Genomic DNA, 26056 nt, shown 5'->3' with positions numbered 1-26056 from the left:
AAGACTGCGGAGCTATCTTGGAGGCCTTACATTCCATTCCAAACAATTCCAGGTCGTAGATGCCTTCTCATTGGTAAAAATACAAAGAGCTCCTGTCGCAATTTTAATAGGGTATTGCGCACTAAAGGCTGCAAAATTACCGGTAAGGTAGGGAGCAAAACGGGCAATGCCATTACTGGTTATGACTAAACACGTTTTTCCCTGATGTTGTTGGCGTAGTTGTTCTGCAAAGTGTTGCCAATTAGTAATTATCTCCATTGGAGAAACATGCCAGCCGTTAGGCGCTCGGGCTTGAGTCTCCCAGGCTGCAAGTGCTTCTTTGCCAAGGCGCGCTATAACCTGTTCTTCTGGTTGATTTTCATCAGGGCCATAGTCGAGCTCATTAAAAATGGATAGATTTTCCATGGGCAAGTGAGTGCACATCGCTTTTTGAGCCTGTTCTGCAGTTTGAATAGTGCGCAATAAGGTCGAGGTAAAAATAACATCAGGAATAAGTTGTTCTTGCTTTAAATAAGCTCCTAGTGCGTATCCTTGGAGTAGACCACTTTCGGCTAAAGCTAAATCAGTCGTTCCTACACGGCGAACAGTTTCTCCCGGGGCAAAGGTATTGCCGTGGCGTGCGATGAGTAATCGTGTTGTCATAGTCTAGGAAGCCTCTATAGGTAGTAATTCGCCATGTTGACTAATTAATGCCTCGGCACGGGCGATATCTTGGGGACTATCGACTCCAGACATATTGGCTCGACCCTGATAGTCTACTGGGATGCAACGAATGTTATAGCCGTTTTCCAATATACGGAGTTGCTCTAAGCCTTCGAGCTGTTCAAAGGTACTTTCTGGTAGGGTGATAAATTTTTCCAACATTGCTAATGAATAACCGTATAAACCTATATGACGAAATATAGGGCTTTTATCCGTTTTTTGCCGTAGTTCGCATTCTTTTCTTAAGGCCGGAATAATGTTTTTACTGAACCAGAATGCTTTTCCACTGAGTGCATCAAAGACTGCGGTTGTGCCGCTAAATGGCGTTGTTTGCTTATTATGGCGTAACTCATCTAATTGCTTCCATGACAATTGGGTCACTGGCGTGACGACATCGCAAGCTGAGGCGGCAAAGGCATCAATTAAGGCGCGTAAGAAATCTGGCGGCGTTAAGGGGGCATCTCCTTGCATGTTTAAAATAAAATCTGGCTTGCGGGGCATTTGTCGTACTGCCTCAGCAACGCGATCAGTACCTGTTAGTGCATACTCGGAGGTCATTACCACACTGACTTCAAGTGTTTGACAATGATCCACAATGCGCTGATCATCGGTTGCGACAATGATTGAGACATCGTTTAAGCCTACTGCTGCTGCACGTGAAAGCGCTACGACACGTTGTAACATGGTTTGCCCCTGAATTAGGGCCAAAGGTTTTCCGGGTAAGCGGGTTGAAGCATAGCGTGCAGGAATAATAATAGCAGTATGCATGGTGTAAATTCCTAAAAGCAAATGAACGCCAATAATAGCTTAAACGTGGTTTTATTACTATGAAGGGATGGAGACGTAGAGCCGCAAGCAATGTGTTCACGTAAAAAGTGCCCGCAAGGGGCACTCCCACAACTTAAAATCCGCTTTTCACTTCGTTTTCAATGACTGCGATGGGATTTAAGTTGAGTACTAGTTGCTCATAGTGACGAAGCAATCAAGGGTACGTGGTGGGGCGCCCTCGATTGTTTCACTTCGTTCACAACGACGGCCGCCTTAACTTAAAACATTACAGGGGCTCATTTCTCATGCGTAGCAAAATAATTCAAATCCAACTCTCTTGCTGCCTTCACATCATCCAGGCGTTTTACCGGTAGACTATGTGGTGCATCTTGGAGTAATTGCGGATTATCCATTGCTTCCTGGCGGATGGTTTTCATTATTTGCACAAAATTATCCAACTCTTCTTTGCTTTCCGTTTCGGTTGGTTCAATAAGTAAACATTCCGGAATCAATAGCGGGAAATAAGTGGTTGGTGCATGAACTCGGTAATCTAACAGACGTTTTGCCAAATCCATGGCACTAACCCCATAAGCCTTCTTCTCTGGGTTTAAGGTGAGAATAAATTCATGGGATGCACGTCGTGTTGGATAGGCTGCTGTAAATCCGATTTTAGTAAGTTCTTTTAACAAGTAATTCGCATTTAAGGTTGCGTATTCAGAGACACGCAATAAACCTTCTTTGCCTAAAACACGAATGTAAAAATAAGCACGTAACAAAATACCGGCATTCCCCATAAAGCAGGATAAGCGCCCAATACTTTGTGGGTAGTCTTGGCGCGTTGCCCATTGGTAGCCTTGCTCCGTCCTTTTTACTACGGGTAAGGGTATAAATGGAAGTAGACGCTTACCTACTGCAACAGGGCCTGAGCCTGGGCCACCACCGCCATGAGGGGTAGCGAAGGTTTTATGCAAATTAAGATGCATCACATCAAAGCCCATATCTCCGGGTCTTACTTTACCTAGAATTGCATTAAGGTTGGCACCATCATAATAGAGTAAGCCGCCTGCTTGATGTACGAGCGCGGCAATTTCTTTAATTTGGCGCATAAATAAGCCTAAGGTCGATGGGTTGGTGAGCATAATTCCCGCCGTTTTAGGCCCTAATTTACTTTTCAACTCTTCCAGATCAATATCACCATCCGGTGCGGTAGCAATTTCAACGATTTTAAATCCACACATAACGGCAGAGGCTGGGTTAGTACCGTGAGCAGCATCTGGAATTAGCATTTCATCGCGTGCGGTATCCCCGCGCGATTGATGATAGGCTTTGATCATGGCAACACCGGCAAATTCACCTTGTGAGCCAGCCATTGGGGTTAAAGAAACTCCCGCCATTCCGGTAATTTCCGCAATATGCTCTTGCAAGTGATAAAGCGGTTCTAAAAAGCCCTGGCTGTCTTGCTCTGGCGTTAAAGGGTGACGATTAAGGAAATTAGGTATGGAGGCTGCTTTATGTACGCCACGAGGGTTGTATTTCATCGTACACGAGCCCAACGGATAAAAATTGCTGTCGATGGCAAAGTTTTTATGGGAAAGGCGTGTAAAATGACGCACTACTTGTAATTCAGAGCAGGCAGGCATTCTTGGTGGTGTTTTGCGTTGAAACTCCTCTGGAATAGCGTATTTGCCAGGAGTCGTTTTCGGTGCTTGGGCTGTTGCCCTGCGGTTCTCTTGGGATAATTCAAAAATCAACATAGTTTGCCTTCCATTTTTTGAATAAGTTCTTTGAGTTCATCTCGATGCATTACTGGGGTGAATTCGATAAATTCATAGCTCGCTATTTCGGCTAAGTAGTAAGGATCTTGTTTAAAGATGGACTCTATATAAGCTCGGTCATTAGTTGCTGCGATAATAATGCCGCCGGTACGTGGTTTCATCGGGCCAGAAGCCACGAGCAAACCTTGCTTGTAGTAATAATCTAAAAATTCCCTATGTGCACTAAGGTACTTATCTACCTCCAAGGTAGGTACCAAATAAGTTAATTGAACAACAAACATTTAGGCACCTCGTTGACTCATAATGGTTTGCAATGTGCTGGCATAAAGAGCTAAATCTTCTGCTGTACGCATTTCAGTGGCACAAACTACGAGCATATTTTGCAGTTGCGGATAATGGGTTTCAAGTGCGTAGCCACCAGCGATACCGGCAGTTGCTAATTGCTCTAAGACCTCTTTAACAGGCTTATTTAGCTTCAGCACTATTTCATGGAAATAAGGGGCACTAAATACTTGTTCTACACCATCAATCTGACTCAGTAGCTCAGCTAATTCATGGGTGTTTTGATAGCACTGGTTCGCAACTTCCCTTAATCCTTCCGCACCTAAAAGACTCATATGAATAGTCGCTGCGGTAACCAGCAATCCTTGGTTGGTACAGATGTTTGAAGTGGCTTTCGCGCGGCGAATATGTTGTTCACGTGCTTGCAAGGTTAGGGTAAATCCACGTTTCCCGTCCTTATCTACGGTACAACCAATAATTCGGCCAGGCATTTGCCGTACATGCGCCATCCGGGTGCTGAGAAAACCAAAATAGGGGCCACCAGATGCCATCGGTGCTCCTAAGGGTTGGCCTTCACCACAAACGATATCTACTCCGTGCGTACCCCATTGGCTAGGCTGTTTAAATAATGCCAAGGAGACGGGATTAACACAGGCAATACTAATTACTTTATTCTTATGCGCCCAATCACTTAATTGATCTACGCTTTCCAGACAACCAAAGAAATTTGGTTGAGCAATCACTAATGCAGTAATGTCTTCACCAGTATAGTTTTCCAGGATTGCGTGATCTGTAATTCCTTGTTGCTCATCAAAGGGGAGAGTAACCATCTCAATATGCTGCGTGCTGAGAATGGTTTTAATTGTCTCTCGGTATAAAGGATGAACGGTCCCCGCAACCAGAACACGGTTTGACTTACTGTGCTTATTTACCCTTACGGCCATTAGTACTGCTTCAGCAAGAGCGGTTGCTCCATCATACATTGAGGCATTGGCTACATCCATGCCAGTAAGTTCACAGATCATGGTTTGAAATTCGTATAATAGCTGCAAGGTGCCTTGGCTGGCTTCGGCTTGATAAGGGGTATATGCAGTTAAAAATTCACCACGTGATGCGATGTCCCACACGGCGGCAGGAATATGATGTTCATAGCATCCTGCACCTATAAAGCAGATTCCATTATGATTTTTAGCAGCTAGCGTGCGCGCTTCGTTTAACATCTCCATTTCATTGAGGCCAGAAGGGATTTGTTGAAAACCTGCATATTGTAGGGCGGCAGGAATCTCATCAAATAAAGCCTGGGTGTCATGCACGCCAATGGCTTCAAGCATCTGTTGGGTATCTTTAGGTGTGTGGGGAATATAAGGCATGATTAGTGTTCCTCAGCTGTCTCATTTTGATATTCTTCAGCAGTTAATAAATTGTCAATTTCGCTGAGGTCGCTAGGTTTTAATTTAACAAGCCAACCAGCATGATAGGGGTCTGTATTAACTATAGCTGGATTTTCAACAACAGTTTCGTTAACGGCGGTAATTACTCCGCTAATTGGCGCATAAAAATCGGATGCTGCTTTTACTGATTCCACCACACCTAATTCATCTCCTGCCTCTACTACATCACCTACCTCAGGTAGTTCGACAAAGACCATATCGCCTAATAATTGTTGGGCGTGATCTGTAATCCCTATGATGACTTCACTTTGTTCTTCTTTAAGCCATTCATGGGTTGAGGTAAATTTTAAATCGTTCATTGCATTCATCCTTAATTTTCTAACGTATGTCAAAATCCCCGCATTTATCGAGGGGAAGGGGGTGTTTATATTGCTTGCCCATATTTTACAAAACGCGGTTTACCTACGGTTGCAGGAATTAATTTGCCTCGGATATCAACCAGCACTTCGGTACCTGTATCAACCGGTACACGAGCTAAAGCGATTGAATGTCCTAGGGTTGGTGAAAAGCTACCGCTGGTAATTACGCCATCTGTTTGGCCATCAATAACAACGCGCTGGCCTTGACGCATAATCCCTTTATCTAATAGGGTTAATCCGACCATTTTGCGTTTAATACCTAGTTGCTTTTGTGATACTAAAGCCCCCATGCCAATAAAATCGCGATCGGCGGGCTCCCATTTTATGGTCCAAGCCAAGCCTGACTCTAAAGGAGTGGTAGAGGTATCCATATCTTGGCCGTAGAGGAGCATTCCTGCTTCGAGCCTTAGTGTATCCCGTGCAGCTAATCCACAGGGTTGTACTCCTGCTTGTACTAAATCATCCCATAATTGCGCTACTTGATCTTGAGGGACAATAATCTCTAGACCATCTTCACCAGTATAACCTGTGCGTGCAAAAAACCATTGTTCAACATCAACACTCTCAAAATGGGTAAGGGTAGATACGGCATCAACTTGTGCAGGATTAAGAATGGAACGGGCTTTTGCGATGGCATTTGGGCCTTGCACGGCAATCATGGCGAGTTCTCTGCGCTCTTGTAATCCCACGGCAAAGCCTTCGCTCACTTTTCGAATCCAAGCCAAATCTTCATGCCGTGTTGCGGAATTAAGTACGATGCGGTAATTGTCGGAAGCACGTTGGTAAACGATTAGATCGTCAATGATACCGCCATGTTCATTACACATACAGCTGTAGAGCGCTTTTCCATTATGATCTAATGCGTCGACATCATTAGTTAGGAGTTTACGTAGAAATAGACGGCCACCGGCTCCTAGTATGTCAACGATAGTCATATGGGAAACATCAAAAATCCCTGCGTCCTGACGTACCTGGTGATGTTCATTGAGTTGAGAGCCATAATGCAGCGGCATCTCCCATCCGTGAAAATTAACCATTTTAGCACCACATTTTACATGGGTTGCATACAGAGGGGTTTTAGCAGTCATTGCGTGTGTCCTTTTTTCGCGTCTTGATTGAGAAAGATTATACTCAAGATACTTGAAAATGCTACTTTAAAAAGAGCGAAGATTCATTGAGGTCGAGAGAGTGCCTAGCATAAATGTTTGCTGTACTTTACCGCCGAGTCTACTCTAACTGATGTGCTTAATTAATTTAGATTGTCCTTATTAGCGTAAATCCTTATATCTCATTATATACTGTAAGAAATACATGATATTTATAGGATTCCTGGATGACTTGGCTTACTGTTTCGCGATGGTTGCTGGATTTGGGGTGGTTAGTTGTTTTACTGGGTCTATTCATACATTTTTGGCGCGATCGACAGTCTTTAGTGCGGGCACGAACTTGGTTAAAGACAAAAGGACACGTAACTCGCTGTGAGTGGACTCAAGCAGGGCATAGTGTTTGGCCAAAAATTGAATACACCTACCAAGTATATGATAAAGATTTAGTTGGTGAATATTTGTTTTTAGATACGGCGCATAATACCCCTAACAGTAAATATGCACGCCGCGTCGCTTATAAAGCGGCGGTTGCTTTTAAGGAAGAGGAAGAAATTGATATTTATTATAACCCGAACCATCCCGAGCAATCAGCCCTAGATGTGACCATGCCGAAAAAATTAAATGTGATTTTAATTTTAATCGGCATCTTTATTGCTTTACAGTTGGGGATTATTTTGTGGCATTGCCTACATTAGGTGGTGGTGCCATTTCTTCGTCAATAGGGCACTGGCAAGGTGGTTTAGCGGTTACTGCTTGTAGGTTAGTAATGCTATAGCCTCGCACCCCTTGGCCCGATGGGGCAACGCCAAAGTTTACCGTAACTTTAAGCGTTTGATGTTGCTGATACTGAGGGTTTTGATAAACGACTAATAAGTTGGTGACTGCCTTCCAGTGGGTCGCATCAATAGGTGTAATTACCGGGGGCTCTGTAGGTATGGCGCTGACATAATAAAGGTTTTTCTGTACTGCCTCTGGTAATTGAGAGGTATTTAATGCTTTGTTATAGGCAATCCAGGCATCGGCAGTAAAATATTTGGCAATTTGTTTTTGATCTTGCAAATAGTTTTTATAACTGTAGGTGTTGGTAGCGACAACCGCTTCATTAACCCAAACGATTAAAGGAGCTAGATCAGGGCCTGCATAAACTAGCGGTGAACCCAGAGCTAAAGCGGCAACCAGTGAGCGTATGGTGTTCAAAACGTGTTTTTTCATGTCTTTTCTCGATTGCGTTAAAACTCAATAGCTTCAGTGTAGCTCATTTTTTTTAAATAAAAAAATCCCCGGTTACTCACCGGGGCAAATTACGTGTTTGGATTTTTATCCAAACGGCGCTTCGCTTAAGAGGGGGTAAAGCGAAGCTAAGCATTCGGGGGAAATGCTCATACCTTTTGACACCACAAAAAACTAAAAGTTCAATTTTAGATCACATTATTTTAAATTTAATGGATGAAATGTACTTCCCACGCTATTTACGCAAAAAATTTCGCAATCACCGAGGGGGGTACAAACGTTCACGTGAATACAAGGCATTTACCTATGACTTACCTAGCATTTATGCTATTCTACTGCGTTTTATATCGGCAAAGTTATTAAGGGGGCATTGTGCGCAACAGTCGGTTCTACTTTGCTAATCCTGATAGAGTTGGTCGATTTATCAATCGCTGGGACTTACTGCTATTAATCTTAATTTTTGCAGTACTGTTCTTTTTTGGCTGGGCGGGCTCACAAATGGCGACTCCTTATCAATTAGGAGATCAAATACCCATTTCTTTAGAGCCAGAAAATCTACCTTTTTATGCACTGCGTACGGTAATCCGTATGTTTATTGCGTTGTTTTTTTCCATTATTTTTACTTTTTCAGTAGGGCTTTTGGCGGCTAAAAATCGGCGTGCCGAGCAGATAATTATTCCTGCTATTGATATCTTACAATCAATACCGGTTTTGAGCTTTTTATCGATTACTGTAACTGGGTTTATCCATTTATTTCCTCATAGCCTGTTAGGCCCTGAATGTGCTTCCATTTTTGCTATTTTCTGCGCTCAAGTGTGGAATATGACTTTTGGTTTTTACCAATCATTGAAAACACTTCCTCATGATTTACAAGAAGTTTCCTCCATGTTTCGTCTTTCTGCCTGGCAGCGCTTTTGGAAATTAGAAGTTCCTTTTTCCATGTCCGGATTATTGTGGAACATGATGATTTCTATGTCTGCGAGTTGGTTTTTTGTGGTCTTATCTGAAGCCATTTCTGTAGCGCATCAAAATATACGCTTACCTGGAGTAGGTTCTTATATTGCTTTGGCAATACAACAAAAAGATTTGCACGCAGTTGGCTATGCAATTTTAACGATGGTTATCGTGATTTTTTTATACGATCAAATATTATTTCGTCCTTTAATTGCTTGGTCTGAAAAGTTTAAATTTGAAGTATCACCTGATGAAGCAGAATACCAATCTTGGCTGATTGACTGGATGCGTGGTAGTCGCCTCATGAAGCAATTTGCGGAGATGATTAACATCTTGACTGACGGCTTTGTTAATGCGCGTTGGTTTCGTATAGGTGATTCTAAGACAATTAAAGAAGTCGATTTAAAAAAACAAAAGCTTTTAGACCGTTTTTGGAATATCACTGTTTTAGTGTGTGTGATAAGTGGGGGCTGGTTTTTATTAAGATTTATTTTAGCCGAACTTAAAGTGAGTGACATCTTACATGTATTCTTACTGGGAGCGGCCACAGGAACCCGGGTTATTGCTCTGATTATCTTAAGTTCGTTAATTTGGATTCCTGTTGGCGTTTGGATAGGCTTAAGACCACGTCTTGCACAAAGGATCCAGCCTGTAATCCAATTTGTTGCCGCTTTCCCGGCCAATTTATTCTATCCTTTATTTGTCATTGCGATTGTTGAGTTTAATTTAAATGTACAAATCTGGGTAACGCCCTTAATGATCTTGGGCACCCAATGGTATATTTTATTTAATGTCATCGCGGGTGCATCATCAATTCCTCGCGATCTCTACCTGGCGGCCAATAATTTTGGTTTAAAAGGCTGGCTTTGGTGGAAGCGTTTAGCCTTACCTGGAATTTTCCCGTTCTATATTACGGGGGCAATTACTGCAGCCGGTGGTGCTTGGAACGCCAGTATTGTTGCTGAATGGGTGAGCTGGGGTGATACCACCTTGAAAGCAACGGGCTTAGGTGCATACATTCAGGCTAGTACGGCAACCGGTAATTTTCCAAAAATTGCTCTAGGTACTGCAATGATGTGTTTGTATGTACTGATGTTTAATCACCTTATTTGGCGCCCATTGTACCGTTTGGCAGAAGAGCGGTTTAATTTTAATTAGGGCCTGTTTACCATTTCGCTAGCTTGAGACGATTATGCCTGAAACTATTATTGCTATAGAAAGCTTACGTAAGTCCTTCAAAAAAGCTTCCGAGCAAGATTTGCTGGTGCTTGAAGATGTTAATTTTAAATTACAAGAAGGCGAAATTGTCGCATTATTAGGTAAGTCGGGTTCGGGTAAATCAACTTTACTGCGAATCATTGCAGGCCTTGTTCCTCCCTCTAGTGGTACGGTAACCTACCGCGGCATGCCCGTTACCAGCCCGGTTGCCGGGATTGCGATGGTCTTTCAATCATTTGCCTTAATGCCTTGGCTTACGGTTTTGGAAAATGTGGAATTAGGCCTTGAAGCGCAAGGTGTTAGCCGTGAAGAACGCCGTCACCGAGCAATTGAAGCGATTGATATTATTGGTCTTGATGGTTTTGAATCAGCGTTCCCTAAAGAGCTTTCAGGGGGGATGCGGCAGCGGGTTGGTTTTGCCCGAGCATTAGTTATTAATCCAGATGTTTTATTAATGGATGAGCCGTTTTCAGCCCTGGATGTTTTGACTGCTGAAAACTTAAAGTCAGACTTGCTGGAGTTATGGAAAGAAAAGAAAACCAATACCAATGGTATTTTATTAGTAACCCACAATATTGACGAAGCAGCTACTCTTGCGGATCGTATAGTCATTTTTGGTAATGATCCTGGTTACATTCGTGCGGAGCTACCGGTCACTTTACCGCAACCTCGCGATCCTGAATCGCCAGAATTTCGTGCATTGGTCGATAAAATTTACACCTTAATGACGACCGGTCCTAAAGAAAAAGCGCAGCGTGCTCAGCGTGAGCGCCAAATTGGCTTAGGTTATCGTTTGCCTGATGTGGAGCCTTCAGAGTTAACCGGTTTGATTGAAACGATGACATCATTTGAAGAGCGCATCGATTTGCCTGAGTTAGCGGACGAATTGATGATGAATATTGATGATTTGTTCCCAATCTTAGAAACCTTAGAAATATTAGGTTTTGCCAAGGTTTCAGCTGGGGATATTCAGTTAAGTGATTTAGGTAAACAATTCTCTGAAGCGGATTTACAAGAGCGTAAGCAATTATTTGCCCAACGCTTATTAGAAAAAGTTCCACTTGCTCGTTACATAAGTCGCATTTTAGATGAGAAGGTAGGGCATCGTGTTTCTGAGGAGCGTTTCTTAAGTAAGCTTGAAGATTACTTAAGTGAAAAAGAAGCAGAGCGAGTACTACGCACCATGATTGACTGGGGGCGCTATGCAGAACTGTTCGCCTATGACTTTAACACCGGAATTTTAAGCTTAGAAAATCCCGGAGACGGGGTGTAGGCATCACGTAGGTCGGGTCCATGGCCGGACATTTCTCTTGGCAGACGGTACCCTGGTTGTTTGCAACCAGGGAGTTATGAGTGTGGCGAATTCCTTAAGTTAGTGCCATTAGCACCAGGAAATTACGCTGATTTCTTTGCAAGATAATTTAATATTTCCATCAAACGCTCAGGACTTCCTGCCAATTGCAAATCAGTTTTGTATTTTTGATTGACCACAAATGCAGGCACTGCACTAATTTGATAAGCACCCATTAAGGACATACCCGATTGCACTTTCATATCAATACTTGGTGAATTTTCAAAAGCACTTTTCGCAATTTCGCGATCAACACCTTGGGAAACAAAGAAATTAATCATTGTTTGTTTCGACTCTAAAGGTGTTCTATCTACCTGAATGGCTTTGAATAGCGCTGGGTTTAATCTATCTGACAGCGCAAGCGTATTCGCGGTGTAATAGGCTTTAGCATACAGTTCCCAGCTGGGTTTAAATACTACGGGAACGCGTTCAAACTGAACACCTGTTCCCAAGGTATTTACCCACTGATGTAGTGGTGTTTCTATTTTATAACACCAAGGACAACCATAACTAAAAAACTCTTGAATAATAGGCGTTTTACTCTTTACTGCCTGAGGATTGGATACCACAATATAATCTTTGCCTTCAACAAAAGCGGCAGCAAAAACCATTGTGGGTAAAAGTAAGAAGAAACAAAATAGTTTTTTTAACATGTTTAAATTCCCTAGTGTAAACCTTCAATATAGTGTGCTACAGCTTCCATATCTTCTCGACTCATCCTGCTACTAATATCTTGCATAATATGATTTAAATCATTCTTGCGTTTGCCGTCTTTAAATGCCAGCAATTGTAATAGCGTATAAGCAGCATGTTGGCCAGAAAGTACTGGAAAGCCAGCTTGAGCATTACCCGTACCTTTCGGACCATGACAAGCAATACAGGCAGTTATCCGTTTTGTAAAGTCGCCTCCTCGATAAAGCTGTTCTCCGCGTTGCAGAAACTCTTTTGGAGTGCTTCCTTGAGCCAAAGGCATTTTAGCATAATATGCTGCTAAGTCATCCATATCCTGCTCACTCAAGGTTGCAACTAAGGCGCTCATGGTGGGGGCGTCACGTAGGGACTTATCTTTCATATCTTTTAGTTGCTTAAGGAAGTATTTGGGGTGTTGCCCAGCCAGATTGGGCCATTCGGGGTTTGAGCTATTGCCTGATTGTCCGTGACAGGCGGCACAGACCATCGCTTTATTTGCGGTTGTTGGGGTATTTTCTTGCGCATAAATGGTTTGCGGGACGCACAGAATAATTGCTAGTGCAAATTTTTTCATGAAATTCTCTGTATTTAAGGCTACTAAAGTACTCTAATTTTGTAAAAATTATATAAAAACGTAAAATAATGGTACACTGCCTGGGTTTAAATCCCAATGTCGTATATTTTATGTTAGAAAACCCTTATGCTAAAGCAGTATTTTTAAAAAGCGCCGCGCGAGTAACTCATTTGCCTGAAGATACTGGCTATGAGGTTGCTTTTGCTGGACGTTCCAATGCTGGGAAGTCCAGTGCACTAAATTGTTTGACTGGGATAAAAGGTTTAGCCCGAACCAGTAAGACGCCAGGACGAACTCAATTAATTAATTTATTTTCTCTTGATGACGAGCGCCGTTTGGTAGACTTACCTGGATATGGTTATGCTAAAGTGGCTTTGCAAGTGAAAATGGAATGGCAAAAGCATTTAGCACATTATCTTGATATTAGGCAAAGTTTGAGAGGGTTGGTGTTGTTAATGGATGTGCGTCATCCCTTAAAAGATCTTGACCAAATGATGGTCGATTGGGCATTGAATCGTGAGCTGCCGGTACATATTTTATTGACTAAAGCTGATAAATTGAGCCGTAGTGATGTCAAAAATACAGTTTTAAAAGTGCGTAAGCATTATGAGCTTGCTAGTCATTTAATTAGTGTCCAGGCTTTTTCTTCCTTAAAAAAGGAAGGGGTAGATCAGTTAATTCTTTTGTTAAATCAGTGGCTTGGTTTGCATTAAGTAGTACATGACTGTTGATATCTGCCATGTTGGTTTGGCCCATGGCCGCAACATTGAGTTATGGTGCGGCTTGATGCCTCTTTAACCTACTTGGATTTTGTATGCTGAGTCATTGCTAGGCTCATCCTTCTGCATATCCGCTAACTCTGCTTTATATTGATTAACTTTTTGACGGGCTTGATCCGCCATAAAACTACCGCCAATACTGCCTGCCATTTTAACCGTATCATTGATTGTTTTAAGGGTTTGCGTCACTGTTGCTGCCGTACTGCTTATTAGTCCTTGTTGTATGGCTGTGGTTACAAAACTTCCTGCGCCCATCAAGGCGATACTAGTACCTACCAATGCGGTTGTTGCTAATTCAGTAGGAGTGGGGGCGGCTCCAAAGCGAATAAGATTATAAATCATTGTTCCTACGGTTTTTAATGCCAGGGGTACGCCAATTGCCATACTAATGCACGTAGCAGCTAGGGCAATAGGCCCCATTATAGGAGCCAATGGTGGGATAAGCGCAAGTGCAGTAGCGGCAATGGCAATAAGCGATGCCGCTAATGAAACTTTAGAGCCATAATATTCATAGTTAGCTAAAAATGCTGAAAAATTTCGGGTGGATTTATTGGCATAGGTAAAGTTGAAATCATTCGCCTGCAAATAAAAGTCTCGAGCCTTATGTAAGTTACGCAGGAATATTTTTTTCTCTTCCATATCCAGCGGCATGTTTTTGAGCTCATGCTTGATTTCCGATAAGTATTGGTTAAATTCTTTTCTTCTTGATAAAACCTCAAACCTTGATGACATATATTGTATGCCCTCATTTTCGACCAAGTTGTTTAACTTATCTAAATGGGCCTCAAGAGTTTGCATTTGTGCTGCTGTAATTGTTGAATCTGCTCGTGGTTGGGGGCAGGTTTTTTTCAAAAAATGTAAACAGGAGGCTTGAGCAAATAATATTTGTCCAAAGAGAATAATACTATCCAGATGCTGCTGTCTTTTTCGTTTTTCTTCTGGGCTTAATTGACTGTGATTAATTAGAGCTCGTTGCTCTTTTACATATTGTTGCTCCTTTTCACTAAATTCAACTTTTGTCGAAGGAGTATCAATACGCAACGCTGGAGCCATAAACTCTGGGCCAAAAAGAATCTCTTCACAAGGAAAATCACTCTTAGGAAAAGCGCACCGCAATTGCTTTCTTACCTCCTCTGCGATTGAAGCATAATCTTCTTTATGCAAGGTCACTTTAAACATAATATGTCTCAAATAAAAGCATGCGGTAATTTAATAATACAGCTTTTATAGGGATAGATCCAGCATTGTGGTCATAATTTGTCCTGAGTGCGGTAATGCATTCAGGACAAATGCTTACTTGCTGAGCTCTTTTAAGAGGATATTAATAGCCTGCGGGTTAGCTAATGTTGATAAATCACCTAATTCTTCAATATGCTGAACTTCCTTACAGGCTATTTTACGTAAAAAGCGACGCATTATTTTACCGGAACGGGTTTTAGGTAGTTCACTGGTGAAGTGAATGACATCAGGTTTAGCTATGGCGCTTATTTCTTTTTTGACTTGTTCAATTAAATCAATTTCTAAAGTGCTGGTGAGGCTGACATTATCTTTGAGAATTACATAGGCAAAAATACCTTGTCCTTTGAGATCGTGAGGAATACCAACGACAGCTGCTTCCGCAACCGAGATATGGCTAACTAAGGCGCTCTCAATTTCTGCTGTACCCAAACGATGGCCAGAGACATTAATGACGTCATCTACACGTCCAGTGATCCAATAATCACCGTCATCATCGCGTTTGGCACCATCACCTGTAATGTAATAACCATGATGTAGGTAGGTCTGACAAAAACGCTGGTGATCCCCGGCAATCGTTCGTGCCATAGAAGGCCAAGGATATTTCATCGCCAAAAATCCTTCACCTGCTCCAGTAATTTCCTCATGTTGCTCATTTAACAAGACCGGAATTACTCCTGGAATTGGTTTTCTGGCTGACCCTGGTTTGCTCGCAGGGTCATGAGGGCGGGCACTGATCATAATTGCCCCCGTTTCTGTTTGCCACCACGTATCTACAATTGGGCATTTACTTTGGCCTACTTCGTCGTAGTACCATTCCCATGCTTCAGGATTAATTGGTTCTCCGACTGAGCCTAATAGACGCAAAGAACTTCTACTGCTTGAATCCAGCCACTGATTACCGGTACGCATGAGCGCACGTATGGCTGTTGGAGCGGTGTAAAATACATTGACCTGGTGTTTATCAATAATTTGCCAATTTCTAGATGGATCGGGCCAAGTGGGTATCCCCTCATAAACCAGGCTGGTTATACCATTACACAATGCACCGTAAACCACATAGCTGTGTCCCGTGATCCAACCTATATCCGCAGTACACCAAAATACCTCATCCTCTTTGCAATCAAAGATAAGTTGATGAGTGTAAGCCGCTTGGACAAGATACCCTCCAGTTGTGTGTACGACCCCTTTCGGTTGGCCAGTACTGCCAGAGGTATAGAGAATGAATAAAGGATCTTCCGCATCCATAGGTTCTGGCTCACAATGAGCGTCAACCTGATCTCTTAATTCATGCCACCAATGGTCGTGATTTTTATCGAAGTGAATTGAGGCATTACTATTTTTAATAATAAGGCGTTGCAAAGATATGCCTTCACAGGCTTCGTCAACCTGTTCTTTTAGTCCAACGGGTTTACCACCCCGAGAAAAGCTGTCTACTGTGATTAGGCATTTACATTCTGAGGCGATTAAACGTTGCTGTAATGCATGCGCAGAAAAGCCGGCAAATATGACCGTATGTATGGCTCCAATGCGTGTGCAGGCAAGCATCGCAATAACCGCCTCAGAAATCATCGGCAAATAAATCGCGACTTTATCTCCTTTTTTAACCTGGAGCTTCTTGAGCACATTGCTCATACGGCATACTTCTTCATGTAACTGTGCAAAACTTAGCTTTTTATGATGCGCCGGATCATCTCCCTCCCAGATAATTGCAGTTTGATTCGCTTTATGGGGGAGGTGACGGTCTAGGCAATTAGCGCTAACATTGAGTTTTCCTCCTTCAAACCAACGAATAGTTCCTTGTTTAAAATCACCAGAAAGTACGGTGTCCCAAGGGCGTATCCATTGAATGGTTTGTTTGGCAATTTCAGACCAAAATTCAGCCAAAGATTCCTCTGTAGGGGTTAGTGGGTGAGGGGATGGTTTCGCTTGCATGTTAAACCTCTTTTCCATGAGCTATTAGTTTAATAATAGCTGAAAAATCACTATCACCGAGCCCTTGCTCGATAAGTTGCTGATAAAGAGCGGTTGCTTTTTCGGCCAACGGTGTACTGGTATCGACTGCATGAGCACAGTCTTGGCTAAGGAGTAAATCTTTAAGCATCATAGCCGCTGCAAATCCAGGTTTATAGTCATTATTGGCGGGCACATTTTCCAGTATCCCAGGCACAGGAGCATATTTAGTCATTGCCCAACATTGGCCAGAAGCATTGTTTACTACTTCAAATAATTTTTGTGGGGAGAGCTCTAATTGTTTTGCGAGAACAAAGGCTTCAGAAACGGCAATCATGGATATACCAAGAATCATGTTATTGCAGATTTTTGCTGCTTGCCCACTTCCTGCAGCGCCGGTGTGGATTATTTTTTGCCCCATCGCTGTAAGGATTGGTTGGGCAATCTGAAAGGCTTCCAGTTCTCCTCCGACCATAAAGGTTAAGGTTCCTGCACTTGCTCCCGCTGTGCCCCCAGATACGGGTGCATCTACCACGTGAATCTGTTTGACTTTAGCGAGCTGGTGCACCTCACGTGAGCTGTTGACATCAATAGTAGAGCAGTCAATGAATAAGGCCCCATTAGCAATCGTACTGAACAAGCCGTCAGTACCATGACAAACCTGTAGTACCTGCTGCCCTGTTTGCAACATGGTAATGACTATCTCTTGTCCGCGGGCCACATCGGCAATATTTTTTGCAATTAAGCCTCCGTTTGTCGCAAAACGTTGTAAGGCTGATTGCTGTAAATCAAATCCTGTAACCTGGTGTCCTGCTTTAACGAGATTCATGGCCATAGGTAAACCCATATGACCAAGTCCGACAAATCCAATTTTTGCCATCTAATTCTCCGTTCGAATGATAAACCTATGCTTTAATCATGGGTTGGCATGATAAACGCGCTTCCTTTTAAGGCATGCGTAGGCCATTTACTGGTCACGGTTTTTAATTTGGTATAGAAATAAATGCTTTCATCACCATGTAAGCTAATGTCGCCAAAAAATGATTGTTTCCAGCCACCAAAGGGATGGTTGGCTACAGGTACAGGGATAGGAATATTCACTCCTACCATTCCTGCTTGTACACGTTGGCAATATTCACGTGCACTGTATCCATCACGGGTAAAAATCGCAGTACCATTTCCAAATTGGTGTCTATTGACTAAAGCGAGTGCTTGTTCAAAATCATTCACTCGCACGACGACTAATACTGGCCCAAAAATTTCATTTTGATATACAGACATTTGCTCGGTGACTTTATCAAAGAGGCAGGGGCCGATGAAGAAACCTTGGGGATGATTGGGTTGTTTATAGGATCTTCCATCAATGACTAATTGCGCACCTTCGTGTACGCCTTGATCAATCGCTGCCATAACTCGTTTGCGATGTGCGCTGCTCACCAATGGCCCCATGTCGGTGTCAGCTACATCGCCAGCATCGATTTTCATTGCGTTGATTTGCGGTGTCATTTTGGCAATTAAAGCATCTGCCACCTCATCTCCTACCGCCACAGCGACGGAAATGGCCATGCAACGTTCGCCTGCAGAGCCATAAGCCGCCCCTACAATCGCAGATGCGGCTTGCTCCATATCCGCATCAGGCATGACTACGCAATGGTTTTTTGCACCACCAAAAGTATGAGCTCGTTTGCCATGAGCGGTTGCTTTCGTGTAAATGGACTGTGCTACGGGCGTTGAGGCAACAGCGGTAACTGCCGCAACATCAGGATGGGTAATTAAATAATCCACCGTGTCTTTATTACCCTGTAAACAGTTAGCCACTCCTGCCGGTAAACCTGCTTCGCTTAATAATTCTAATAAGCGTACGGAGGCAGAGGGATCTTGTTCTGAGGGCTTTAATATAAAGGAATTACCACAGGCAATCGCTGGGATCATCATCCATACAGGAACCATGACGGGGAAATTAAATGGAGAAACTCCTACGCAAACCCCAAGTGGTTGTCTGAGTGTATGGCAATCAATACCACCGGCTACCTCTGTAGAATAATCACCTTTTAGTTGGTTGAGCAGTCCGCAATGTAATTCGACGACTTCAATGGCGCGAGCAACGGAACCTTTGGCATCATCAATCGTTTTACCGTGTTCTTGAGTTACTAAACGGGCTAAGTCCAGTTGATGCTTTTCCATTAGTTCTCTAAATTTAAAAAGGATGCGAGCTCTTTTAATTGCGGGCGTTTGCGCCCAGGCAATACCCGCTTCTTTTGCAGTGCTGATGGTTTTATCGCAAAGTGCTTTGGAAGCGAAGTGTAGTTGTCCAATGATTTCGCCCAACGCTGGATTATAAATAGGGTGACTTGCGGTGTTCGTTTCGTTTACAAATTGACCACCTACATAATGTTGCACTATGTATCCCATTGCCAAACTCCTTTTCATGTTTTTTGTAAATTTAAGTTGATCATTGTAATTGTTTCGTGGAAATATTTATACAATAATAGTGATGGTACAGGAGTGCTTATTTAAAAAAAATATTTAAAAATAAATTACTTCTGATGGAATCCAGGGACTATAAGTAGTAAGGAAATTATCAATGACAAAAGGAATTTTGCGTGTACCCAAGGGTACTGTGACGGGGCTGGTATCTATTTTACAAGGCCATTTTCCTGGCTATGTCGTGGAAACCTATGATCCTCATAAACCTGACTATCGTTTAAGTTATCAAAAAAAGGTTGATAGTTATTGCCAAGCGTTTGAATATCTTCTCGAGGCATACCCGCGCTCATTGACCGACCCACATTTTCCTAGTGAGGTGATTAAAACGCACATTGAGCAGTGCCGCCAGCTCTATACCTTTAACGCCAATACAGCAACGCGCGTTTCTGAGTTACAAAAAGAATTAAAGACCTTTACTACCAGCCTTGTCGACACAATCCGCTTGCTTTGGAATAAGTCAGGAGAGGATGCGACTGAATTATTAAATGAAGCGGAACAATATGTTTTGATGTTAAGAGGTCGACCTGATTTAGTAACCTTAACGCCTATGGGCACAGTGCAAGTGGATAAGGCTTTGTTGCCTTATGAGCAAGAAACATTGGAAGAGTTTTATAAAATAAAAGCAGAAAACTGTCCTAAAACGCCACACTGGTTTCAGGAGCTTTCAGAGCCCGAGCTTCATTTCAGACAGGTGTATTTTTGCAATTTACCCTCAGATGTTACTGATTTAGTTGATGATTTTGAAAAGTTTCTCACTGCATGGGATGGTATTAAATTAAATGCTCTTAGCCTGAAAAATGATTTAGAACAGATTGCTGGCTTGATGTTGCCATTACCGAAGTGGTTTGAAGACTTACCCATGCATCAGCAAAAAATGATTTTTTCCCTTGCTAATGAGGATGAGTTAGAAATAGATAAACGACTGAAGCTGTTTGAACAGATGCTGGCGGCTGAAGAATATAAGGGTACTTTTTCGCAAGTCAGGAAACTGCCTCAATGGTATTGGGTGCTCCCTGAGCATCAACAGTATCTTTTAGAACATGCTCTTAAAAGTAACGAACGCTTGGATAAGGTCTTTTCCTTTATATGTAGTCGTCATCGTTCCTTACCGCTACTTCCCAATTATGCAGTGCATAGTTCACATATCATTGATAAAGATGGCAATTTACAGGATCTCTATACTGCAAAGTATCGTGGAAGTCATGTTGTGCCTCGAGATGGTGTTGATGAGTGGCCGAAAGAGGTTATACAACTGTACACTTATAGAAATCTAACACGGGCAATGGCACAAAGCACATCGGAGCAACTTCTCTTAGTACAAACCTTAGTTAGTCCTATTCATCTACCAGGGATTAATATTTCAAAATGGTTGCCTGATGGTAATTTAAAGCATATAGCCGATACGCAAATGGCACAGCATCCCTTTGCGGCACGAATGAGAAAAACGAATCATCCATTTAATGCGGCAAAGGTAATACTTTATACCGTTGCTACAGATCCTGATATCGAGGCGCTGGTTACTGACATGGAGGCGCGGCAGAAAACTATCCCACAATTAAAACCACTTCTTTTGAGCTATAAAGCAGTTTTAAATTCGGGAGTTGGTACAACCAATTTTTTTGATTATTATGGACGAGAGTTATTTTTAAGTTCTTTAGAGCAATTAATGTTTCTTGTTTCGAAAGATTATTCTTTTGGCTCATGTGTCAGCGGTAAGGATAGAAAGGCAATTGAATCTATTCATACTGACGCAATGTGCCGGTATAAATACGAATATGGATTCTGGCCAGAGTTTTCCGACTTAGGTCAAGACCGTATTAATTTTATCAATATTTTTGTCGATATCTACCTCTCTCGTCATCATCATGAACATGCAGGGCATAATGCTCCCGGCTCGGAGGGTATTAAAACACCATCTAAGTATTTACCTGCTGATATAGCTGCGGAAATTATTAAACGTATAAACCATGATAAAGCTTTAATTTATGATGACCGTCTTGCTACAAATAATGAACTTAGAAAGGTTACTACGGGGTCTCCAATATTACCTAAAGAGCAACTGGGATGTAGTTTAATCGCAGCCGAGTTAGGTGAGGAAAAATGTACGGCCCTTTACGATACCTTATTTTTATTATTTAACGACATGAGCCAATTTGTTCCGCCTCAAGAGGAAAAGAAAAAGTCCTGGGGAGCTATTTTTTTTAGTTCTGAGCGTAGTGCTCCCACAGGGATTGTTGAAATTAAAAAGCTGATGGATGATCCTCGAGCCGGCCCTACTAATATTGTTCGTATGGCAGGAATCATGAAAATTATATTATCCCGGCCTGTACAGGATTCTTCGCGTACGGAGGCAACAAAGTCAGTTTATGAGTTACGGCAATTAATTGATGCACCTGCATTAAAACATGAGGAGCTTGTTAATAAGCTCACTACTGACTTGACCAAGTTATTTGAGAAGAACAAGCACTCGAAAAAAGTGACGGAGTTATCACTATAACTCCGGAGGCTGCGGAACCATCCTAAAAATAACGCCTGGTTGCTTGCAACCAGGTTTTCTTTTAATGGTAAATAAATGCTATAACAGATGCTCTAAACCATAAACTAAACTATTTAATGTCCTGGCCTTTTGACAAGCCAAGACAATACCTGGCATAAAGCAACTTCGACTAATGCTGTCATCAGTAATAGAAAGTGTTTCACCTGCATTACCAAAAATAACTTGTTGGCGGGCTAGTACTCCGGGTAATCGCAACGAATGGATATTAATATCACAATGTGTGCCGCCACGAGCTCCAGGAATTAACTCTTTTAAGTTTAATTTGTTCTTAGGCGCTTTTCTTGCCCCGGCAATCATTTCTGCGGTTTTTAACGCAGTACCAGAAGGAGCATCTAATTTTTGTTGATGATGGGTCTCGATAATTTCTACTTCAGAAAAGTATTCTGCAGCTTTTGCTGCGAAAAGCATCATTAAAACGGCACTAATGGAAAAATTAGGAGCAATAACTCCACCTAAGCGTTGCTCTTCACATTTTATGGCTAGCTCGTTGACTTGTTCTGGAAGTAATCCTGAGGTGCCAATGACCGGGCGAGCTCCATTATTGATAATCGTCAGACTATTTTGATACACCGTATCTGCTCGTGTTAAATCAACCACAATCTGTGCTTGGGTATCATGAATTACTTGAGCTAAATTATCTTGTCGGCCAAGTTGAGCAACTAAGGTAAATTCAGGATGAGCGTTGAGCGTTTCACAAGCCAATGCTCCCATTTTACCATTGGCTCCATTTACGATAACACGAGTTAACATGGTATTCCTTATGTTCAATGCAAATTATTGATGAGGGTTTGGACCTTAAGGGGTCTTTTTTTGTGTATCCTGATCCTTGGGAGGATATTGGGTACGCCAAGCCCACACGGATGCAAAGGGCCAACCAATCAGTGTCGCTTGCATTACCAGGGCAACGAAAGCACCTCCTGGGTTATCATTTATAAGAAAAATAGTCCAGGGCAGAAAGGCACAAAAGAAAGCTATAAATAATCGTCTCATGGATATACATGGTAGTCTCAATTTAAATTAATTATAGGCTGAATATTGATTTTTTTTCTACCTAGAATTTTGATGTTTCTCTTGGAAACAGATGAACTTACTTAGAGTGCTTGCAAACAACCCTTAAACATTGTACATTGTGCGCTCATTCAGAAGGTGAATGATCATATTATTTTCGGATAGGCAACCAATTTCTAAAGGGTACACTGATGAGAAAACAGGAGCTGCACCCGCGCACCGCTGTTATTAATAAAGCTCAAAAAAACCAGTCTAAAAAAGCACGCTCTGATGCGTTGTTATGGCTTGCGGCTAATTTCCCTGCTGCGTTTGATAACTCATTACGAATCCGTCCATTAAAGGGTGGGATTATGAATGATATTTTGCTGCATGCAGATAAAGCTGCTGAGGTTGGTATTTCTAAGAGTAAACTTAGGGAGGCTGTCGTTTTATTTACGCGTCGTCTTGATTACTTGGCATGTTTAAAAGCACGTGAAATGCGCGTTGATTTGCAGGGTAATGAAGTAGCTGAGGTCAGTGCTGAAGAGGCAGATCATGCTGCTGCGAAGATTAAAAAACGCGTTGAGAAAAGCGTTCGTAATGCTCGCAAAGTGATGGCAGAAAAAAGCACAACTCCATACAGTACAAACCAGCAACCTTCAAGCTATCAACCGAAAACAGCGAACCAACAATTTGCTTCAGATGATTATTTTCCTACTTATCCCGCTCGTTCGTATTCAGCACAAGCACCAGCTCAGCCTGCGCGCTCAGCAGTTGTTGTAAAACATAAAACAACACGTCAATACGATCCAGATGCAGTAGCACGCTTGAAAGAGAAGCTTGGCTTGTCGAGAAGCCTTGAAGAAAAGAAAGAAGTAGTCGAATAAAGCACACCTAATAAATGTAGCCTGGTTGTGAGCAACCAGGTTTTCCTTAAACAGTAACCCCATCCAACGTAGCCTGATTCTCTAAGCTAATTTCTGAGTCAAATCATTAAGAACACGACTGCCAGTACAAAACATCGCAACTTTTAATTCGTATTCAATCGTATGCATTTGCAAAAGAACTTGCTCTGTAGAGTCCAAAGCTGCTTCAAGCATCGGCTTTGCAAAACCTACAGTCGAGGCTCCTAGCGCAAATAATTTGGCAGCATTTAAACCATTAGTGACACCACCCGATCCCCAAATTTCAAAAGCAGGTTTTAATGCGGCTGCCTGTTGCACTGCAGTGACAGTATCAATGCCCCAATTTTTAAAAGTAATTGCTGCTTGATGGCGTATGGGATCCTGGGTTGCTCGGTGTCCTTCAATTCGTCCCCAGTGCGTACCACCTAAGCCGCCTATGTCGAGTGCTGCAATACCTATATCAGTCAAACGCTGCATGGTTTTTTGAGAAAAACCGCAGCCTGTTTCTTTGATAATAACCGGTAAATGGAACTTTTTAACTAATTGCTCCAATGCTTGCCAACAGCCCTTATAATCCGTGGTGCCTTCGGGTTGCATACATTCTTGTAATGGGTTGCAATGAATGATTAATGCATTTGCTTGTAATGCATCGGTTAGACGCTGAATATCGGCAAGCGGAGTATTAATTAATTGTGCAATCCCTAAGTTGCTGTATAAATGTACCTTAGGAAAACTCTTGCGTAGGTGAGTCCATTCGAATGCAGCTTTAGGATCCATCAGTTCGCGCCGTTGGGACCCAACCCCCATGGCCCAGCCGCTTTGCGAGCAGGCTTCAACTAAATGCTGATTGATATGCTCTGCCCGGCGATGTCCTGCCGTCATTGAGCTTACTAGAAATGGTTTGGTTACTACTTGGCCAAATCGCATGCTCTCTATAGTGATTTCATCAAAATTAAGATCGGGAAGCGCATCATGGATTAACTGAATGCTGTCAAACTTACTTAAGTCAGCAGTTTGGTTTTCATGCATTAGGGAAAGCTTAATGTGATCTTGTTTGCGCTGCTCAAATTGTTCGTATTGATTGGCCATGAGTTACTACCTATTATTACCGCGGCAATTGATTTAAAAGTTGCTGCATGGAAATTGCCGCATTGGCTAATTCTATACCTTTATGTCCGTGTTTTCCGCCTAAACGATCCCACGCTTGCTCTTCATTCTCCGTCGTTAATAAACCAAAAATGACGGGAATATTATATTTTAATGAGACCTTCATACAGCCTTCGCTAGCCATGGTACAGACTAGATCATAGTGGCTGGTGTCACCGCGAATAACAGAACCTAAAGTGATTATTGATTGTACTGAATTAGACATTGCTAACCTTTTAGCGATCAAAGGAATTTCAATAGCACCTGGAACCTCATAGACACTAATGTGTTCTTTCTTAATGCCCCGCTTTTGTAATTGGGTTATTACGCCATCTTGTAAGTTCTGAGTTATGTGCCGATTGAACACGCCTACAATAATGGCAATCGGAAATGATTCTACCATTGATAGGTCTTCTGTCGGTTGTGCTGATTTTTGCATTATTCCTCTCTCCCTCAATGGGAATTTTTGTATTACTAAGAGCTGCAATGTACCTTTTTACCTTTATATTTTCCAGTTATTTGCAGCGGGGTGGTCGTTGGTGTGCTATTTTAGTGCAATTGCCTGATATATCCAAGGCAATTGCTGGGACAAATACAACAAATCCTATTTACTATGTGTATTTAATTCAACCCAGTGGGCATAGGCATTCATAAATTGCTGAATGTATTTCTTAGTGTCTTCGTTCGTAAGTTCACCTTGTATATCAAACAAGCTTCCTGCGCCACCTATATAAGATTCCGGCTGTTGCAAAACTGGAATATCTAAGAAGACGAAAGATTGTCGTAAGTGGTGATTGGCGCCAAAACCGCCAATAGCTCCCGGAGAAACACTCATTACTGCCCCAGGTTTTTTAGACCAAACACTTTTACCATAGGGGCGTGAGCCTACATCAATGGCATTTTTAAGAACACCAGGCACTGAACGATTATATTCTGGAGTAACAAAGAGTACTCCATCGGCCATTCTTATTTGCTCACGGAAATGTAACCAGGCTTCCGCTGGTCTATTTTCATCATCAAGATCTTGGTTATACAAAGGTAAATCACCAATTTCAATGATGTGTAAGCTCAATGATTCAGGTGCAACGGCCATGAGCGCATGTGCCATTTTTCGGTTATAGGATTCTTTACGTAAACTTCCAACAATCACGGCAATTTTTTTGCTCATCATACGATTCCTTGTATTGGATTTAATGGGCAGGGGCATTCAATCCGTTATTTTAGAGTATACTTGTGAGGCGTGCAAAATAGATGCAAAAAAAAACGCCCCGTTCATGCTAAAATGGAATATTTTAAGCATGAACGGGGCGCTAGAAATAAGGTTTAAACTACTTCTACGTCTTCAGCTTGTGGTCCTTTTTGACCTTTGCTAGCTTTGAACATTACAGTTGCACCTTCGGCAAGAGTTTTAAACCCGCTACCTTGGATTGCACTGAAGTGCACAAAATAATCTGTGCCGCCACTTTCTAAAAATCCGAAACCTTTGGACTCATTAAACCATTTTACTGTACCGCGTATTTTTTCTGACATGATAATTTCCTAAATT

At 42.2% G+C, this 26056-nt stretch carries 25 protein-coding genes; 6 read left to right on the top strand and 19 right to left on the bottom strand.

The window, feature by feature from the left end; translation table 11 throughout:
• Positions 1-12: 12 nt before the first annotated feature.
• The 7 genes from J2N86_RS12905 to gcvT all read right to left on the bottom strand — a co-directional run bounded on the left by J2N86_RS12905 (position 13) and on the right by gcvT (position 6425).
• The gene (locus J2N86_RS12905; RefSeq protein WP_252579861.1) at positions 13-642 is read right to left on the bottom strand and encodes a histidine phosphatase family protein; all 630 of its coding nucleotides are present in this window, start codon (positions 640-642) and stop codon (positions 13-15) included.
• 3 nt (positions 643-645) lie between these two features.
• Entirely contained in the window at positions 646-1470 is an 825-nt protein-coding gene (gene kdsB / locus J2N86_RS12900; protein ID WP_252579860.1) for a 3-deoxy-manno-octulosonate cytidylyltransferase, read from the bottom strand.
• 296 nt (positions 1471-1766) lie between these two features.
• Complete coding sequence (gene gcvPB / locus J2N86_RS12895) at positions 1767-3224, bottom strand: aminomethyl-transferring glycine dehydrogenase subunit GcvPB (RefSeq protein ID WP_252579859.1); 1458 nt, start codon at positions 3222-3224, stop codon at positions 1767-1769.
• Complete coding sequence (locus tag J2N86_RS12890; RefSeq protein WP_252579858.1) at positions 3218-3526, bottom strand: YciI family protein; 309 nt, start codon at positions 3524-3526, stop codon at positions 3218-3220. The genes gcvPB and J2N86_RS12890 overlap by 7 nt, the downstream gene beginning before the upstream one ends.
• Positions 3527-4897: an aminomethyl-transferring glycine dehydrogenase subunit GcvPA gene (gene gcvPA, locus J2N86_RS12885; protein WP_252579857.1), complete on the bottom strand. Its 1371-nt coding sequence runs from the start codon at positions 4895-4897 to the stop codon at positions 3527-3529.
• 2 nt (positions 4898-4899) lie between these two features.
• Positions 4900-5277, bottom strand: a complete 378-nt coding sequence (gcvH, locus tag J2N86_RS12880) for a glycine cleavage system protein GcvH (protein WP_252579856.1) — start codon at positions 5275-5277, stop codon at positions 4900-4902.
• 65 nt (positions 5278-5342) lie between these two features.
• The gene (gene gcvT / locus J2N86_RS12875) at positions 5343-6425 is read right to left on the bottom strand and encodes a glycine cleavage system aminomethyltransferase GcvT (protein ID WP_252579855.1); all 1083 of its coding nucleotides are present in this window, start codon (positions 6423-6425) and stop codon (positions 5343-5345) included.
• A 245-nt stretch (positions 6426-6670) separates the two neighbouring features.
• Here gcvT and J2N86_RS12870 point away from each other — a divergent pair, with 245 nt between their 5' ends.
• Positions 6671-7138, top strand: a complete 468-nt coding sequence (locus tag J2N86_RS12870) for a DUF3592 domain-containing protein (protein ID WP_252579854.1) — start codon at positions 6671-6673, stop codon at positions 7136-7138.
• Here J2N86_RS12870 and J2N86_RS12865 read toward each other — a convergent pair.
• Positions 7113-7655, bottom strand: a complete 543-nt coding sequence (locus tag J2N86_RS12865) for a DotI/IcmL family type IV secretion protein (RefSeq protein ID WP_252579853.1) — start codon at positions 7653-7655, stop codon at positions 7113-7115. The two genes, J2N86_RS12870 and J2N86_RS12865, sit on opposite strands and share 26 nt — an antisense overlap.
• A gap of 390 nt (positions 7656-8045) precedes the next feature.
• On the opposite strand from J2N86_RS12865, the gene J2N86_RS12860 reads away from it, so the two are divergent.
• Complete coding sequence (locus tag J2N86_RS12860) at positions 8046-9785, top strand: ABC transporter permease (RefSeq protein WP_252579852.1); 1740 nt, start codon at positions 8046-8048, stop codon at positions 9783-9785.
• A 34-nt stretch (positions 9786-9819) separates the two neighbouring features.
• A complete protein-coding gene (locus J2N86_RS12855; RefSeq protein WP_252579851.1) occupies positions 9820-11118 on the top strand; it encodes an ABC transporter ATP-binding protein in 1299 nt (432 codons plus the stop codon).
• Positions 11119-11240: 122 nt separating this feature from the next.
• Here J2N86_RS12855 and J2N86_RS12850 read toward each other — a convergent pair whose 3' ends face one another.
• Together J2N86_RS12850 and J2N86_RS12845 are read right to left on the bottom strand one after the other, a co-directional pair.
• Complete coding sequence (locus J2N86_RS12850) at positions 11241-11849, bottom strand: thiol:disulfide interchange protein DsbA/DsbL (protein WP_252579850.1); 609 nt, start codon at positions 11847-11849, stop codon at positions 11241-11243.
• 11 nt (positions 11850-11860) lie between these two features.
• A complete protein-coding gene (locus J2N86_RS12845; RefSeq protein ID WP_252579849.1) occupies positions 11861-12460 on the bottom strand; it encodes a c-type cytochrome in 600 nt (199 codons plus the stop codon).
• A 110-nt stretch (positions 12461-12570) separates the two neighbouring features.
• On the opposite strand from J2N86_RS12845, the gene yihA reads away from it, so the two are divergent.
• Positions 12571-13173 (top strand): ribosome biogenesis GTP-binding protein YihA/YsxC, encoded by a 603-nt coding sequence (yihA, locus tag J2N86_RS12840; protein ID WP_252579848.1) that lies wholly within the window; start codon positions 12571-12573, stop codon positions 13171-13173.
• 81 nt (positions 13174-13254) lie between these two features.
• On the opposite strand, the gene J2N86_RS12835 is transcribed toward yihA, so the two are convergent.
• From J2N86_RS12835 to J2N86_RS12820, 4 genes are all read right to left on the bottom strand, one after another.
• Positions 13255-14418, bottom strand: coding sequence for a hypothetical protein (locus tag J2N86_RS12835; RefSeq protein ID WP_252579847.1), 1164 nt, complete (start codon positions 14416-14418; stop codon positions 13255-13257).
• Between the two features lie 114 nt (positions 14419-14532).
• Positions 14533-16410, bottom strand: a complete 1878-nt coding sequence (gene acs, locus J2N86_RS12830; RefSeq protein WP_252579846.1) for an acetate--CoA ligase — start codon at positions 16408-16410, stop codon at positions 14533-14535.
• 1 nt (position 16411) lies between these two features.
• Positions 16412-17308, bottom strand: coding sequence for a 3-hydroxyisobutyrate dehydrogenase (gene mmsB, locus J2N86_RS12825; RefSeq protein ID WP_252579845.1), 897 nt, complete (start codon positions 17306-17308; stop codon positions 16412-16414).
• A 32-nt stretch (positions 17309-17340) separates the two neighbouring features.
• Positions 17341-18840 carry a CoA-acylating methylmalonate-semialdehyde dehydrogenase gene (locus J2N86_RS12820; protein WP_252579844.1) on the bottom strand — a complete coding sequence of 500 codons (1500 nt, stop codon included), beginning with the start codon at positions 18838-18840 and terminating at the stop codon, positions 17341-17343.
• Positions 18841-19012: 172 nt separating this feature from the next.
• On the opposite strand from J2N86_RS12820, the gene J2N86_RS12815 reads away from it, so the two are divergent.
• Positions 19013-21412 carry an oxidoreductase gene (locus J2N86_RS12815; RefSeq protein WP_252579843.1) on the top strand — a complete coding sequence of 800 codons (2400 nt, stop codon included), beginning with the start codon at positions 19013-19015 and terminating at the stop codon, positions 21410-21412.
• 78 nt (positions 21413-21490) lie between these two features.
• On the opposite strand, the gene dapB is transcribed toward J2N86_RS12815, so the two are convergent.
• Positions 21491-22222 carry a 4-hydroxy-tetrahydrodipicolinate reductase gene (gene dapB / locus J2N86_RS12810; RefSeq protein ID WP_252579842.1) on the bottom strand — a complete coding sequence of 244 codons (732 nt, stop codon included), beginning with the start codon at positions 22220-22222 and terminating at the stop codon, positions 21491-21493.
• Positions 22223-22671: 449 nt separating this feature from the next.
• Between dapB and J2N86_RS12805 the strand changes: the two genes are divergently transcribed.
• Positions 22672-23346: a ProQ/FinO family protein gene (locus J2N86_RS12805; protein ID WP_252579841.1), complete on the top strand. Its 675-nt coding sequence runs from the start codon at positions 22672-22674 to the stop codon at positions 23344-23346.
• 81 nt (positions 23347-23427) lie between these two features.
• On the opposite strand, the gene fni is transcribed toward J2N86_RS12805, so the two are convergent.
• From fni to J2N86_RS12785, 4 genes are all read right to left on the bottom strand, one after another.
• Positions 23428-24453 carry a type 2 isopentenyl-diphosphate Delta-isomerase gene (gene fni, locus J2N86_RS12800; RefSeq protein WP_252579840.1) on the bottom strand — a complete coding sequence of 342 codons (1026 nt, stop codon included), beginning with the start codon at positions 24451-24453 and terminating at the stop codon, positions 23428-23430.
• A gap of 16 nt (positions 24454-24469) precedes the next feature.
• On the bottom strand, positions 24470-24949 hold the full coding sequence (gene ribH, locus J2N86_RS12795) for a 6,7-dimethyl-8-ribityllumazine synthase (protein WP_252579839.1): 480 nt from the start codon (positions 24947-24949) through the stop codon (positions 24470-24472).
• Positions 24950-25114: 165 nt separating this feature from the next.
• On the bottom strand, positions 25115-25678 hold the full coding sequence (locus J2N86_RS12790) for an NADPH-dependent FMN reductase (protein WP_252582455.1): 564 nt from the start codon (positions 25676-25678) through the stop codon (positions 25115-25117).
• 155 nt (positions 25679-25833) lie between these two features.
• Entirely contained in the window at positions 25834-26040 is a 207-nt protein-coding gene (locus tag J2N86_RS12785; protein ID WP_058534402.1) for a cold-shock protein, read from the bottom strand.
• Between the last annotated feature and the right edge of the window lie 16 nt (positions 26041-26056).

Origin of the sequence: Legionella lytica (genome assembly GCF_023921225.1) — a bacterium.
Classification (GTDB): Bacteria; Pseudomonadota; Gammaproteobacteria; order Legionellales; family Legionellaceae; genus Legionella; species Legionella lytica.
The sequence above is the reverse complement of the archived record's forward strand: the minus strand, read 5'-3'. Positions and strand labels throughout refer to the sequence as shown.